General features: G+C 72.6%; 13 protein-coding genes. 5 read left to right on the plus strand and 8 right to left on the minus strand.

The window, feature by feature from the left end; translation table 11 throughout:
- Positions 1-2 precede the first annotated feature (2 nt).
- Complete coding sequence (locus BM051_RS05020; protein WP_092528634.1) at positions 3-1,871, minus strand: acetolactate synthase large subunit; 1,869 nt, start codon at positions 1,869-1,871, stop codon at positions 3-5.
- A 275-nt stretch (positions 1,872-2,146) separates the two neighbouring features.
- Between BM051_RS05020 and BM051_RS05025 the strand changes: the two genes are divergently transcribed.
- Both BM051_RS05025 and ilvD read left to right on the plus strand, forming a co-directional pair.
- A complete protein-coding gene (locus BM051_RS05025; protein WP_243859170.1) occupies positions 2,147-2,650 on the plus strand; it encodes a PH domain-containing protein in 504 nt (167 codons plus the stop codon).
- Between the two features lie 136 nt (positions 2,651-2,786).
- The gene (gene ilvD / locus BM051_RS05030) at positions 2,787-4,643 is read left to right on the plus strand and encodes a dihydroxy-acid dehydratase (RefSeq protein ID WP_092528638.1); all 1,857 of its coding nucleotides are present in this window, start codon (positions 2,787-2,789) and stop codon (positions 4,641-4,643) included.
- A gap of 46 nt (positions 4,644-4,689) precedes the next feature.
- Here ilvD and BM051_RS05035 read toward each other — a convergent pair whose 3' ends face one another.
- Positions 4,690-5,238: a DoxX family protein gene (locus BM051_RS05035; protein WP_243859246.1), complete on the minus strand. Its 549-nt coding sequence runs from the start codon at positions 5,236-5,238 to the stop codon at positions 4,690-4,692.
- Between the two features lie 152 nt (positions 5,239-5,390).
- Positions 5,391-6,305, minus strand: coding sequence for a 2-hydroxyacid dehydrogenase (locus BM051_RS05040; protein WP_166677544.1), 915 nt, complete (start codon positions 6,303-6,305; stop codon positions 5,391-5,393).
- Positions 6,306-6,382: 77 nt separating this feature from the next.
- Here BM051_RS05040 and BM051_RS05045 point away from each other — a divergent pair, with 77 nt between their 5' ends.
- The gene (locus BM051_RS05045) at positions 6,383-7,585 is read left to right on the plus strand and encodes a PQQ-dependent sugar dehydrogenase (protein ID WP_243859171.1); all 1,203 of its coding nucleotides are present in this window, start codon (positions 6,383-6,385) and stop codon (positions 7,583-7,585) included.
- Positions 7,586-7,725: 140 nt separating this feature from the next.
- Here BM051_RS05045 and BM051_RS05050 read toward each other — a convergent pair whose 3' ends face one another.
- From BM051_RS05050 to gatC, 5 genes are read right to left on the minus strand one after another with little or no spacing between them, the layout of a single operon-like run.
- On the minus strand, positions 7,726-8,820 hold the full coding sequence (locus BM051_RS05050) for an ABC transporter ATP-binding protein (protein WP_092528644.1): 1,095 nt from the start codon (positions 8,818-8,820) through the stop codon (positions 7,726-7,728).
- 44 nt (positions 8,821-8,864) lie between these two features.
- Positions 8,865-9,377 (minus strand): hypothetical protein, encoded by a 513-nt coding sequence (locus BM051_RS05055; protein ID WP_243859172.1) that lies wholly within the window; start codon positions 9,375-9,377, stop codon positions 8,865-8,867.
- A gap of 34 nt (positions 9,378-9,411) precedes the next feature.
- Positions 9,412-10,917, minus strand: a complete 1,506-nt coding sequence (gene gatB / locus BM051_RS05060; RefSeq protein ID WP_092528646.1) for an Asp-tRNA(Asn)/Glu-tRNA(Gln) amidotransferase subunit GatB — start codon at positions 10,915-10,917, stop codon at positions 9,412-9,414.
- Positions 10,914-12,473, minus strand: coding sequence for an Asp-tRNA(Asn)/Glu-tRNA(Gln) amidotransferase subunit GatA (gene gatA / locus BM051_RS05065; protein WP_092528648.1), 1,560 nt, complete (start codon positions 12,471-12,473; stop codon positions 10,914-10,916). The genes gatB and gatA overlap by 4 nt, the downstream gene beginning before the upstream one ends.
- Positions 12,470-12,769, minus strand: coding sequence for an Asp-tRNA(Asn)/Glu-tRNA(Gln) amidotransferase subunit GatC (gene gatC / locus BM051_RS05070; protein ID WP_092528650.1), 300 nt, complete (start codon positions 12,767-12,769; stop codon positions 12,470-12,472). The genes gatA and gatC overlap by 4 nt, the downstream gene beginning before the upstream one ends.
- 264 nt (positions 12,770-13,033) lie before the next feature.
- On the opposite strand from gatC, the gene BM051_RS05075 reads away from it, so the two are divergent.
- Entirely contained in the window at positions 13,034-13,687 is a 654-nt protein-coding gene (locus tag BM051_RS05075; protein ID WP_092529591.1) for an ACT domain-containing protein, read from the plus strand.
- A gap of 154 nt (positions 13,688-13,841) precedes the next feature.
- Positions 13,842-14,261 carry a YciI family protein gene (locus BM051_RS05080; RefSeq protein ID WP_092528652.1) on the plus strand — a complete coding sequence of 140 codons (420 nt, stop codon included), beginning with the start codon at positions 13,842-13,844 and terminating at the stop codon, positions 14,259-14,261.
- Positions 14,262-14,263 lie beyond the last annotated feature (2 nt).

Genomic DNA, 14,263 nt, shown 5'->3' on the forward strand with positions numbered 1-14,263 from the left:
GTCTAGATCTCATCCTCGTCGAACAGCGGGCGGATGCCACGGGCGGCCATGATCTCGTCGTTGCTCGTGCCCGCCGCGACCATCGGCCAGACCTGAGCGTCCTTGCCGACCACGAAGTCGATCACCACGGGCCGGTCGTCGATCTCCATCGCGCGCCGGATCACCTCGTCGACCTCGTCCTTGGTCTCGCAGCGCAGCCCCGCGCAGCCCAGTGCCTCGGCGAGCAGCGTGAAGTCCGGGATCCGGTGCTTGTGCGTACCGAGGTCGGTGTTGGAGTAGCGCTCGGCGTAGAAGAGGTTCTGCCACTGCCGGACCATGCCGAGGTTGCCGTTGTTGATCACCGCGACCTTGATCGGCGCGCCCTCGATGGCGCAGGTCGCCAACTCCTGGTTGGTCATCTGGAAGCAGCCGTCGCCGTCGATCGCCCACACCTGCTTGTCCGGGTGGCCGAACTGCGCGCCCATCGCGGCCGGCACCGCGAAGCCCATCGTCCCGAGGCCGCCGGAGTTGATCCAGGTGCCGGGCTTCTCGTAGGCGATGAACTGCGCCGCCCACATCTGGTGCTGCCCGACGCCCGCGGTGTAGATCGCGTCCGGCCCGACCAACGCGCCGATCCGCTCGATCACGTACTGCGGCGACAGCGACCCGTCCTCCGGCCATTCGTAGCCGGCCGGGAAGGTGGTGCGCCACGCGTCGATCTGCGTCCACCACGGCGTCAGCTCCGGCGGCCCGGACTGCTCGGTCTCCGCCTTCACCGCGTCGATCAGCTCGGTGATGATCTCCGCGCAGTCCCCGACGATCGGCACGTCGGCCTTGCGGTTCTTGGAGATCTCCGCCGGGTCGATGTCGGCGTGCACCACGGTCGCGTCCGGCGCGAACGACGACAGCTTCCCGGTGACCCGGTCGTCGAACCGGGCGCCGAGCGCGACCAGCAGGTCGGCCCGCTGCATCGCGGCGACCGCCGCCACCGACCCGTGCATGCCGGGCATGCCGAGGTGCTGGCGATGCGAGTCGGGGAACGCACCCCTGGCCATGAGCGTGGTGACCACCGGAATGCCGGTGAGCTCGGCCAGCTCGCGCAGCTGGATTGAGGCGCGCGCCTTGATCACCCCGCCGCCGACGTAGAGCACCGGCCGGCGGGCCCTGGCGATCAGCCGGGCGGCCTCGCGCACCTGCTTGCCGTGCGGGCGCAGCGTCGGCCGGTAGCCGGGCAGCCGCATCTCCGGCGGCCAGGCGAACGACGTCGCCTCCTGCAGCACGTCCTTCGGGATGTCCACCAGGACCGGGCCGGGCCGGCCGGACTCGGCCAGGTGGAACGCCTCGGCGATCACCCTCGGGATGTCCGCGGGATCGGTGACCAGGAAGTTGTGCTTGGTGATCGGCATGGTGATGCCGCAGATGTCGGCTTCCTGGAACGCGTCCGTGCCGATCAGCGCCCTGGTCTGCTGCCCGGTGATCGCGACCACCGGCACGGAGTCCATGTTGGCGTCGGCCAGCGGGGTCACCAGGTTCGTCGCGCCCGGGCCCGAGGTGGCCATGCACACCCCGACCTTGCCGGTGGCCTGCGCGTACCCGGTGGCCGCGTGCCCCGCGCCCTGCTCGTGCCGGACCAGGACGTGCCGCACCTTCGTCGAGTCCAGCAGCGGGTCGTAGGCGGGCAGGATGGTGCCACCGGGAATGCCGAAGACGACCTCGACGCCCACGGCCTCGAGCGAGCGCACGAGCGACTGGGCACCGGTCACCCGGACGGGGGTGCCGGCGGGCGGGGCGGGCTTGGGCCTGGCTCCGAGCTGGCTTGGCGACGCGGCCGGGACCTTGCCGGGCGGTTTCGGCCCGGCGTTCGCGTCCGATCGCGAGGTGGCGCTTGTCATCGGTTCTGCCTCGTGGGTCTGGAGGGTCGGTGGTCGGGCAACAAAAAACCCCCGCCGACCGAAAAGGTCGCACGAGGGTCGCGCGTCGACGCAGCGGCAGCTTCCCTAAGCGTCGACGCGCTCGGGAAGTACGAGGCCGGTCTGCGGTGTCACGGGCACGACGGTAATCGGTCGCCGTCCGGAGTGTCAACTCTGCGGGATCGCGCTCCCGCATGTTGGACACCAACGAGGTACCCGCGTGCGACCGCCGGTCCGGGCCGGTGCACCATCGACGAGTGCAGGAGGACGTCGTGGACGAGAAGCCCGAGCAGCGGGAACGGCCGGAGGAGCCGGTACCCGCCAAGCAGCGGAAGGCCGTGTTCCGCATCCCGGCGATCGCGATGCTCGCCGTGGCGCTGCTGACCGTGTGCGTGATCCCGGCCGCTTTCGCGCTGGCCGGGCTGCAGGTGCTGCTCCTCGTGCCGATCGGGCTGGCCTGGTGGATCCTGCGCAGTCGGACGACGGCCACCCCGAGTGGGCTCACCGTCCGGACCGCCTTCGGCCGGCAGGAGCTGGCCTGGTCGGAGCTGAAGGGCCTGGCGCTGGCCCGGCGCGGCAGGGTCCGCGCGGTGGCCACCGACGGCCGCGAGGTCACCCTGCCCTCGGTCCGGCCCCGGCACCTTCCGGTGCTCTCGCTGATCAGCGGGGGCCGGCTGCCCGACCCCACGGGACTCACCGACGACATGCCCGGCGCCGGGTCGGACACCGGGCGGACCGAGTCCGGGGAGCGCGAGGAGTAGGCTCGCGGTACCGCCGCAGGCCGATCCCGCACACCCCGCGCCGGCCGCCCGTTCCCCGCCGCCCGCGCCGTCGAGCCGAAACGCCTCGATCCGGCCAGGAAGGCGGACCAGCACCCGAACAGTTCCCGGAGGAGCCTTGCCCGCACTGCGCTCCCGCACCACCACCCACGGCCGCAACGCCGCCGGCGCGCGCTCGCTGTGGCGCGCCACCGGCCTGACCGACGGCGACTTCGGCAAGCCGATCGTGGCGATCGCCAACTCCTACACCCAGTTCGTCCCCGGCCACGTGCACCTCAAGGACCTCGGGGACATCGTGGCGGAGGCGGTGCGCGAGGCCGGCGGGGTGGCCCGCGAGTTCCACACCATCGCCGTGGACGACGGCATCGCCATGGGACACAGCGGCATGCTGTACTCGCTGCCCTCCAGGGAGATCATCGCCGACTCGGTGGAGTACATGGTCAACGCGCACCAGGCCGACGCGCTGGTGTGCATCTCCAACTGCGACAAGATCACGCCGGGGATGCTCAACGCCGCGATGCGGCTGAACATCCCGACGGTGTTCGTCTCCGGCGGGCCGATGGAGGCCGGCAAGGCCGTGGTGGTGGACGGCGTGGCGCACGCGCCCACCGACCTGATCACCGCGATCTCGGCGTCGGCCAACTCCGCCGTGGACGACGAAGGGCTCGCCGTCGTGGAGCGCTCCGCGTGCCCCACCTGCGGCTCCTGCTCGGGCATGTTCACCGCCAACTCGATGAACTGCCTCACCGAGGCGCTCGGGCTCTCCCTGCCCGGCAACGGGTCCACACTGGCCACCCACGCCGCCCGGCGGGAGCTGTTCCGCGAGGCCGGCAGCACGGTGGTCGAGCTGTGCCGGCGGTGGTACGGCGAGGACGACGAGCGCGCGCTGCCCCGCTCGATCGCGAGCAGGAAGGCGTTCGAGAACGCCATGGCACTCGACATGGCGATGGGCGGCTCGACGAACACCGTGCTGCACATCCTCGCCGCCGCGCAGGAGGGCGAGGTCGACTTCACCATCGACGACATCGACCGGATCGGCCGGCGCGTGCCGTGCCTGTCCAAAGTGGCGCCGAACTCCGACTACCACATGGAGGACGTGCACCGGGCCGGCGGCATCCCCGCCATCCTGGGGGAGCTGCACCGGGCCGGGCTGCTGCACGCCGACGTGCACGCCGTGCACGCCGCCAGCCTGGCCGAGTGGCTGTCCACGTGGGACATTCGCGGCGGGTCCGCGTCTCCCCACGCGGTCGAGCTGTTCTCCGCCGCGCCCGGCGGGGTGCGCACCACCGAGGCGTTCTCCACCACCAACCGTTGGTCCGAACTGGATACTGACCCGGTGGTGGGGTGCGTCCGGGACGTGGCGCACGCCTACACCGCCGACGGCGGGCTCGCCGTGCTGCGCGGCAACCTCGCGGAGAACGGCGCGGTGATCAAGTCGGCGGGCATCGACGAGTCGCTGTGGCGGTTCTCGGGCCCGGCGCGGGTCGTGGAGAGCCAGGAGGAGGCGGTGTCGGTCATCCTCGGCACCGGGGAGGGCCGCAGGATCCGACCCGGCGACGTGCTGGTGGTGCGGTACGAGGGACCGGCCGGCGGGCCGGGGATGCAGGAGATGCTGCACCCGACGGCGTTCCTCAAGGGCGCCGGGCTGGGCGGGACGTGCGCGCTGATCACCGACGGGCGCTTCTCCGGCGGCTCCTCCGGGATCTCGGTGGGCCACATCTCGCCGGAGGCGGCCGCCGGTGGCGCCATCGGCCTGGTCGAGGACGGCGACCAGATCCTGATCGACGTGCGCGAGCGCCGGCTGGAGCTGCTCGTCGACCCGGACGCGCTCGCCGAGCGGCGGGCGAAGATGGAAGCCAGCGAGCGGCCGTGGCAGCCGGTCGCGCGGCAGCGCCCGGTGACCGCGGCGCTGCGTGCCTACGCCCGCATGGCGACCTCGGCCGACACCGGGGCGGTGCGCGACCCCAACCGCTGACCGGGTCGCCGGCCGGACGGCCGGCGACCCGGTCAGCGAAAGCCGGTCAGCGGAAGACCACGAGCACGACGACCGACGCCGCCGCCGCGAGCAGCAGCCCGAGCAGCGCGAACGGCATCGGCCTGCGCCGCCACGGCGTGTTCTTGTCCACCGAGATCCGGCCCGCCCCGGTGAACAGCAGCGCAAGCGCGACCGTACCGATCAGCAGCTCGTACTCGAAGCCGTTGTTGCCCATGAAAAAGCCGTTGGCCCACTTCACGTACACGACGTTCGCCGCGACACCGAGGATCGCGGCGGCACCGAGCGGGGTGAAGAGGCCGAGCACGAGCAGCAGCCCGCCGAGCGTCTCGGACAACGCGGTGATCCAGGACAGCAGCGTGGTGTTGCCGCTGTAGCCGAAGGGGCCGCTCAACGCCTGGGCGAACCCGCCGATGCCGGGCCCGTCGAAGGCGCCGAACAGCTTCTGCAGCCCGTGGGCGAACATCGTGCCGCCCAGCACCACGCGCAGGATCAGCAGCCCGAAGTCGAGCCCGCCGTGCCATCGGGTGGCGTCGCGGTCCCGGTCCGACGGAGTGTCGTCGACACCGGCGAGGATGTCCGTGCGCTGCGTGTCGGCGGAGTGGGCCCCGGCCTGGTCACTGGAGGAACGGTTGGTCACCTCATCGTCTGAAGTGTTCACGCGCGCAGAGTAGGGCATCGCGGGCGGCACCGGCAGACCCAGTTCGTATGGTACCTCTTTCGGGTGAATCAGTACTCGCCGTGCACCAGGTTGTTCGGTAGCTCGCCGTTGACGTAGCGCTCGATCTCGGCGGCCGCGACCGCGTAGGAGCGGCGCTGCAGCCCGCGGGCGGCACCGGCCACGTGCGGGGTCAGCACCAGGCCCGGCGCCGTCCAGAGTGGATGGTCCCGGGGCAGCGGTTCCGGCTCGGTGACGTCGAGCGCGGCCCGCAGCCGCCCGCTGTTCAGCTCGGCGAGCAGCGCGTCGGTGTCCACCACCTGGCCGCGGGCGGCGTTGACCAGGATCGCGCCGTCGGGCATCGCGGCGAGGAACTTCGCGTCCACCATGCCCTTGGTGCGCGAGGTGAGCGGCACCATGAGGACCACCGCGTCGTGCTCGGCGAGCAGCTCGGGCAGCTCGTCGACGCCGTGCACATCGTTCCGGGCGGACAGGCCGACCATCGTGATCCTGGCATCGAACGGCTCGAGCCGGCGGCGGAGCTGGTTGCCGAGATCGCCCGCCCCGACGACCAGGATCCGCTTGCCCTGCAAGGTGTCGGTGGTCCGCTTGCTCCACCGCCGACCGGCCTGCGCGGCGGAGAACTCGCGCAGCTCCCGGTAGACCAGCAGCAGTGTCGCGACCACCCACTCGGCGGTGCTGCCACCGTGCGCGCCGCGGCAGGTGGACAGCAGGACGCCGTCGGGGACCCTGCCGATCCAGTCCTCGGCGCCGGCGGACAGCAGCTGGATGAGCTTGAGCTGCGGCAGCCGGGCGACGAGCTCGTCCGCGGCCGGTGGGCGGGAGAAGCCGGGGATCAGCACCTCCGCCTCGGCCGCCTCGGGCGGCAGCGGCGTGTCCCAGGTGTAGCGCACCGGGCGCACCCCGGCGACCTCGGACAGCACGGCCACGCCGTCGTCGTCGGGCACCAGCACCGTTACCGTCATGATCACCACGGTAACCGTGTTCCCTGCGCAGGGTGTACTCACCCGCGGCTCACGGCAGGCCACCTACGCTCGGGGACGTGGGCGTCCGTGCTGTTCTCGGCCGACCGCTGGCGTTGGTGGCCTGCGGTGGGCTGCTGCTGTCCGGGTGCGCGAGGTTCGACGACCCGGTGGCCGGGCAGACGTTCGAGCCGGCGCCCGAGCTGACCGCGCCGGCGGGGCCGCAGCCGGAGCTGCCCGAGGTGGGCGGCAGCGGGCCCTCGCCGGGCCGACCGGGCGGTGCGCCCAACTCGGTGCCGCCGCCGGACGGGTGCACCGACTTCGACAGGGCGGTGATCGCGACCTGCCTGGACACCGTGTCGGCGGTGGCCGCGCTGCCCGGTGACGGCACGCGGCTGACGGCGCTGGCCGGCGAGCGGCGCAGCGGGCGGGTGATGCTGGTCGGCCGGGGGCAGGGTGGCGGCGTCGAGCAGACCGAGATCGCCCGGTTGGAGGTCGACGCCGCCGGTGACGGCGGGTTGACCGGGCTCGCGCTGTCGCCGAGCTACGCCGAGGACCGGCTGGTGTTCGCCTACGTCACGACGACGACGGACAACCGGGTGGTGCGGTTCGCCCAGGGGCAGCCGCCGAAGCCGGTGCTCACCGGAATTCCCAAGGCAGCGAGCGGCAACCGCGGAGCGTTGCTGACCGGGCCGGACGGCGCGCTGCTGGTGGCGACCGGTGACGCGGGCGACCCCGAGGCGGCGGCCGATCCCGGTTCACTGGCCGGGAAGGTGCTGCGGATCGACACCTCGGGGGAGCCGGCGAAGGGCAACCCGACGGCCGGCTCGCGGGTGCTGGCCCGCGGGTTGCACGCACCGGGTGGGCTGTGCGCGGCCGCCGACGGCCAGCGGTTGTGGGTGACCGACCGGGCGCCCGGCAAGGACGTGCTGCACCGGGTGCCGACCGGCGGGGACGTCGTGCCGGTGTGGTCGTGGCCGGAGCGACCGGGGGTCGCCGGGTGCGTGGACTGGGGTGACGTCGTGGCCGTGGCGGCGACCGGTGACGGGAACCTGCAGAACGTGCCGGTGACCGGGGACGGCACGGCGAACGGCAAGCCGGTGGTCAGCATGGACGGCCGGAACAACGCCGGGTACGGGCGGCTCACCGGCATCTCGCCGGTCACCCCGGACCTGGCGCTCGTGGGGACCGCGAACAAGGACGGCGGGGACCCCGTCTCCAGCGACGACAGGGTGGTCGTGATCAGCCGCCAGCAGAACGTCCCCGGCGGCGGCCGCGACTGAGGCCCGGGCTTCGGACCGGCGGGCGCACTCTCTCGGCGTGTTCGCCCCTCACGTCGCCGTGTTCGCCGCTCACGTCACCGTGTTGGCCGCGTGCGACGCCAACACGGTGACGTGGAACGCAACCCCACGCGGGTGCGCGGTCAGGCGGCCAGGCGCTCTCCGCTCTCCGGGTGGAACAGGTGCACCTCGTCCGGGTCACGCACGGTCACCTGAAGGGTGTCGCCCAGCGACGGCGGCACCCGCCCGTCCATCCGGACCACGAACCGCTCGTCCTCGCCGCTCACGCGCACGGTGCCGTGCACCAGCGCGTCCGCGCCGAGCTCCTCGACCAACTCGACCCGCAGGTCCATCCCCGGCTCACCGGCCCCGACCGGGCGCAGCGACTCGGGCCGGATCCCCAGGGTCACCTGGGCCAGCCCGCCGGCATCGGCGCTCGCGATCCGCGGCACCGGCACGGTCAGCCCGTCCAGCTGAGCACCGCCCTCGGCCAGCGGCACGGTCTTGAGGTTCATCGCCGGCGAGCCGATGAACCCGGCGACGAACGCGTTCGCCGGCCGGTCGTACAGCGCTCGCGGCGTGTCGCACTGCTGCAGCACCCCGTCCTTGAGCACCGCGACCCGGTGCCCCATGGTCATGGCCTCCACCTGGTCGTGCGTGACGTAGATGGTGGTCGTGCCCAGCCGCCGCTGCAGCGCCGCGATGTTCGCCCGCGTCTCCACCCGCAGCTTCGCGTCCAGGTTCGACAGCGGCTCGTCCATCAGGAACACCGCCGGCTCGCGCACGATGGCCCGCCCCATCGCCACCCGCTGCCGCTGCCCGCCGGAGAGCGCCTTCGGCTTGCGGTCCAGGTACTTCGTCAGGTCCAGCAGCTCGGCCGCCTCGGCCACCCGCTGCCGGATCTGCGCCTTCGGCATCCGCCGCAGCTTCAGCGCGAAGCCCATGTTCTCCGCGACGGTCATGTGCGGGTACAGCGCGTAGGACTGGAACACCATCGCGATGTCCCGTGCCTTCGGCGGCACCGTCGTCACGTCCTTGCCCCCGATGGAGATGCCGCCCTCGTCGACGTCCTCCAACCCGGCCAACATCCGCAGCGCCGTGGACTTGCCCGACCCGGAAGGCCCGACCAGCACCAGGAACTCGCCGTCGTCGACCTCGAGATCCAGCCCGTCCACCGCGCGGACCGGCGGCGAGCCGGAGTAGACGCGTGATGCCTTCTGGTATGCCACCTCTGCCATTGGCGCAGCTTATCCAGGTGACGCCGGCCACGTCCAGGAGATGTCTAGACCGATCCAGGGCGCCGCGCCGGCGGGGTTCGGCGCACCGCTCGGACGTCCAGCACCGCGGCGATGCCCGACACCACCCCGGCGACCACGGCCAGCCACCGCCCCGCACCCGCGCGCACGCTCACCCCGAGCTCGCGCAACAGCTCCCGCCGGTCGACGTCGTACCGCCACTCCATGGTCAACCAGCCCAGCACGAGCAGGGCCAGCGCGACCGCCGCGGCGACCAGCCACAGGTGCGGCAACCCCGCCCGGCGCACCGACGGCCGCTGGCCGAGCACGACCACCGCGGCACCGGCGAGCGCGAGCAGCAGTGGTGGGAACCACGCCAGCGGCCCCGCCTCCCACACGCTCCGGGTGACCTCGTCGGCCGGCAGTTCGGCCAGCGCCGCGGCGGTCTCCGGGAGGCTCGAGCCCAGCGTGGTCCACGGCGGGAACAGCGCCGCCACCGCGAGCAGCCCGGCGGCGAGGCCGAGCCACTCGCGCCGCCTCACCTCCGCGAGCCGGCCCACGCCGACGCACCGTCCGCGCGGCGCCGAGCCGCCGTCACCCGTTGACCCGTTCCAGGATCAGCTCGCGGACCCGCTTGGCGTCGGCCTGGCCCTTGGTCGCCTTCATGACCGCGCCGACGACCGCCCCGGCGGCCTGCACCTTGCCGCCGCGGATCTTGTCCGCGACGTCCGGCTGCGCGGCGAGCGCCTCGTCCACCGCGGCGAGCAGCGCCGAGTCGTCGGACACCACCTTCAGGCCGCGCGCGGCCACCACGTCGTCCGGCTCGCCCTCACCAGCCAGCACGCCCCGCACCACCTCGCGGGCCAGCTTGTTGGTCAGCTCGCCGGAGTCGACCAGCTCGATCACCCTGGCCACCTGCCGCGGCTCGATCGGCAGCGCGGCCAGCTCCACGCCGCGCGTGTTGGCCTCCTGGGCCAGGAAGTTCACCCACCAGCTCCGGGCCTCGCCGGGCTTGGCGCCGGCGTCCACCGTGGCCTGCACGAGATCGACGGCACCGGAGTTGAACAGGTCGCGCAGCTCCTCGTCGGTGAGCCGCCACTCGGTCTGGATCCGTCGCCTCCGCTGCGCCGGCATCTCCGGCAGCGTGGTCCGCAGCCGCTCCACCCAGTCCGCGGACGGCGCGATCGGCGGCAGGTCCGGCTCGGGGAAATACCGGTAGTCCTCGGCGGTCTCCTTGGTCCGGCCCGGCGAGGTGGTGCCGTCGGACTCCTGGAAGTGCCGGGTCTCCTGCACCACCCGGCCGCCACCGGCGAGCACCGCGGCCTGCCGGGTCATCTCGTACCGCACCGCGCGCTCCACGCTGCGCAACGAGTTGACGTTCTTGGTCTCGGTGCGGGTGCCGAACTCGGCGGCCCCCTTGGGCATCAGCGAGACGTTCGCGTCGCACCGCAGTGAGCCCTGGTCCATCCGCACGTCGGAGACGTCGAGCGCGCGCATCAGCTCGCGCAGCGCGGTGACGTAGGCGCGGGCCACCTCGGGCGCCCTGGCGCCGGTGCCGGCGATCGGCTTGGTGACGATCTCGATCAGCGGCACGCCCGCCCTGTTGTAGTCCAGCAACGAGTGCTCGGCGCCGTGGATCCGCCCGGTGGCGCCGCCGACGTGCAACGACTTGCCGGTGTCCTCCTCCATGTGCGCCCGCTCGATGCCGACCCGGACCACCTCGCCGTCGTCGAGCACGACGTCGAGGAAGCCGTCGAAGGCGATCGGCTCGTCGTACTGTGACGTCTGGAAGTTCTTCGGCATGTCCGGGTAGAAGTAGTTCTTCCGGGCGAACCGGCACCACGGCGCGATCCGGCAGTTCAGCGCCAGCCCGATCCGGACGACCGACTCCACCGCCGTGGCGTTGACCACCGGCAGCGACCCGGGCAGGCCGAGACACGTCGGGCAGACGTGGGTGTTGGGCTCCCCGCCGAACAGGTTGGGGCAGCCGCAGAACATCTTGGTCGCCGTGGACAGCTCCACGTGCACCTCGAGCCCGAGCACCGGGTCGAAGCGCGCGACCACCTCGTCGTAGTCCATCAGCTCGGCCGCGGCGGTCATGCCCGGACTCCCTTCAGCTCCGGAACGCGGTGGACCAGCGACCCACCGGCGGCGGCGTCCCTGGCCGCCTCGTAGGCCGCGCCCACCCGGTACAGCCGGTCGTCGGCCAGCGCCGGCACCATGATCTGCAGGCCGACCGGAAGGCCGTCCTCGTCGGCGAGGCCGCTCGGCACGCTCATCGCGGCGTTGCCGGCCAGGTTCGCCGGGATCGTGCACAGGTCGGCGAGGTACATCGCCATCGGGTCGTCCACCCGCTCGCCGATCTTGAACGCGGTGGTCGGCGTCGTGGGCGAGACGAGCACGTCGACCCGCTCGAACGCGGCGTCGAAGTCCTGCCGAATGAGGGTGCGGACCTTCTGCGCCGAGCCGTAGTAGGCGTCGTAGTACCCGGACGACAGCGCGTAGGTGCCGAGCATGATCCGCCGCTTGACCTCGGCGCCGAAGCCGGCCTCGCGGGTGAGCGACATGACCTCCTCGGCGCTGCGGGTGCCGTCGTCACCCACCCGCAGCCCGTAACGCATGGCGTCGAACCGGGCGAGGTTGGACGAGCACTCGCTCGGCGCGATGAGGTAGTAGGCCGGCAACGCGTAGGTGAAGTGCGGGCAGGAGACCTCGACGACCTCGGCGCCGAGCGCCCGCAACTGCTCCACCGCGGCCTCGAACGAGCGCAGCACGCCGGGCTGGTACCCGTCGCCACCCGCCGACGCACTCCGTCCCGCGGAGGCGGCATGGCCGGAGAGCTCCCGGACGACGCCGACGCGGACCCCGGACAGATCGCCCGCGGCTCCCTCCCTGGCGGCGGCGACCACCGGCGGCACCGGCGCGTCGATCGAGGTGGAGTCGAGCGGGTCGTGCCCGGCGATCACCTCGTGCAGCAGTGCCGCGTCGAGCACCGTGCGGGCGCACGGCCCGCCCTGGTCCAGTGACGAGGAGAACGCCACCAGGCCGTACCGGGACACGCCGCCGTAGGTCGGCTTCACCCCGACCGTGCCGGTGACGGCGCCGGGCTGGCGGATCGAGCCGCCGGTGTCGGTGCCGACGGCCAGCGCCGCCTCGAAGGCGGCCAGCGAGGCGGAGGACCCGCCGCCGGAGCCACCCGGGATGCGGGCGTGGTCCCACGGGTTGTGAGTCGGGCCGAACGCGGAGTTCTCGGTGGACGAGCCCATGGCGAACTCGTCCATGTTCGTCTTGCCGAGGATCACCACGCCGGCCTCGCGGAGCCGTCGGGTGACGGTGGCATCGTAGGGCGGCCGCCAGCTCTCCAGGGTGCGGGAGCCGCAGGTGGTGGGCATGTCCTTGGTGGCGAACACGTCCTTGAGCGCCAGCGGCACGCCGGCCAGCGGGGAGGCCGGGGGGCGGCCGGCGTCGAGGTCGGCGTCGACGGCGCGGGCGGCCGCCCGCGCGCCCTCGGCGTCGACGTGCAGGAACGCGTGCACGGCGTCGTCGACCTCGGCGATGCGGTCGAGGTGGGCGGCGGTGACCTCCTCGGCGGAGACCTCGCGGGCGTGGATCCGCGCCGCGAGGTCGGCGGCGGTCAGGTGGACGAGGTCGCTCACGCGTCCTCCCCAAGGATCCTGGGCACCCGGAAGCGCCCGTCCTCGGCGGCCGGGGCACCGGAGAGGGCCTGCTGCTGGGTCAACCCCGGGCGCACCTCGTCGGCGCGGAACACGTTGGTCAGCGGCACGGCGTGCGAGGTGGGTGGGACGTCCTCGCCGGCGACCTCGCCCACCTTGGCCACCGCGTCCAGGATCTGGTCGAGCTGGCCGGCGAACGTGTCCAGCTCGTCGTCGGTGACGGCCAACCTGGCGAGTCTGGCGAGGTGTGCGACCTCGTCGCGGGAAATCGTGGACACGCGGGTGTCTCCCAGGGTTCTTGTCGGGTCCTGCTCGGGTTCTGGTTCGAACGCGTTCGAAGGGGCAATTCTATGGGGACGGATGCGGCGCACTCGATCGGGTTTGCGCGGGCAGGGCGGCCGGGCCGGCGCGGATGAAGGGCACAACCTGATCTCGCTACGCGGACGGCAGGCCGTACTCGCGGGCCGGTCTGTCACAATCGTCGACCGGCACGAGTGCGCTCCACGGCGAGGCTGGAGCTCCAACCCGAGAGGGGTTTCGCGTTGTCCTTCCTGATCCGGGTGCAGCTCCCGGACAGCCCGGGGACCCTCGGTGCGGTGGCCACGGCACTCGGCACCGTCGGCGCGGACATCCTCAGCGTCGACGTGGTGGAGCGCGGCGGTGGGATCGCCGTGGACGACCTGGTGGTGGAGCTGCCCTCCGGGCGGTTGCCCGACGCGCTGATCACCGCGGCGGAGAGCGTGGAGGGCGTCGAGGTCGACGCCGTGCGGCCGTACGCAGGGGTGCTGGACACCCACCGCGAGCTCGAGCTGGTGGAGGAGATCGCCGCGCACCCGGCGCGCGGGCTGGAGGTCCTCGCCGAGGGCGTGCCGAAGATCATCCGGGCGGGGTGGTCGCTGGTGGTCCGGCACACCGGGGACGAGGTGCACCGGCTGGCCGCCTCCACCGCCGCGCCCGAGGCGCCGCTGGACGAGCTGCCGTGGCTGCCGCTGGAGCGGGCCACCGTGCTGGACGGCGAGGACACGTGGGTGCCCGACACGTGGCAGGAGCTGGGCACCGAGCTGGCCGCGACACCGCTGGGCAAGCCGGACAAGGCGCTGCTGGTGGGCCGGCCCGGCGGGCCGATGTTCCGCGCCGCCGAGGTGGCCCGGCTGGCGCACCTCGCCGGCATCGTGGCCGTCGTGCTGAGCAGTTGACCAGGGCGTTCGCTCCCTCACCGGCCGCCACTCACCCCTCGCCGAAGTCTCTCCAAAGAAATTTCGGGACGCTGTCGATCCACGCCACCCGCCGTTCGACCCAGGGATGAGAGGGTTCGAGAGGGACCCGCACCACGGAGGAGAGACGACAACCATGAAGTACATGCTGATCATGCGCGCCACCGACGAGGCGTTCGAGGGGTTCAAGGACGTCGACTTCAACGAGATCATCGAGTCGATGGGCCGCTTCAACGACGAGATGATCCGGGCCGGCGTGCTGGTCGCCGCCGAGGGGCTCGACGACGCCGCGGAGGGCGTGGTCGTGGACTACTCGTCCGAGCCGCCGGTGGTCACGGACGGCCCGTACGGTGAGACCAAGGAGCTGTTCAACGGCTTCTGGATCCTCAACGTCGCCTCCAAGGAGGAGGCCGTGGAGTGGGCGAAGCGGGCGCCGATGAAGGGGCCGGGCTTGAAGACCGAGATTCGCCGGGTCACCTCGATCGACGAGTTCCCGCAGGACAACGAGTGGATCCAGAAGGAGCGGGCCTGGCGCGAGGCCACCGGCCAGCTGTGAGC

It is taken from the genome of Amycolatopsis arida, assembly GCF_900115565.1.
Lineage (GTDB): Bacteria > Actinomycetota > Actinomycetes > Mycobacteriales > Pseudonocardiaceae > Yuhushiella > Yuhushiella arida.

Excerpts from the sequence above, each read along its gene's own strand:
- BM051_RS05020 (WP_092528634.1), bottom strand. The coding sequence starts at position 1,871 with ATGACAAGCGCCACCTCGCGATCGGACGCGAACGCCGGGCCGAAACCG.
- BM051_RS05040 (WP_166677544.1), bottom strand. The coding sequence starts at position 6,305 with ATGACGGTAACGGTGCTGGTGCCCGACGACGACGGCGTGGCCGTGCTG.
- BM051_RS05050 (WP_092528644.1), bottom strand. The coding sequence starts at position 8,820 with ATGGCAGAGGTGGCATACCAGAAGGCATCACGCGTCTACTCCGGCTCG.
- gatB (WP_092528646.1), bottom strand. The coding sequence starts at position 10,917 with ATGACCGCCGCGGCCGAGCTGATGGACTACGACGAGGTGGTCGCGCGC.
- BM051_RS05080 (WP_092528652.1), top strand. The coding sequence starts at position 13,842 with ATGAAGTACATGCTGATCATGCGCGCCACCGACGAGGCGTTCGAGGGG.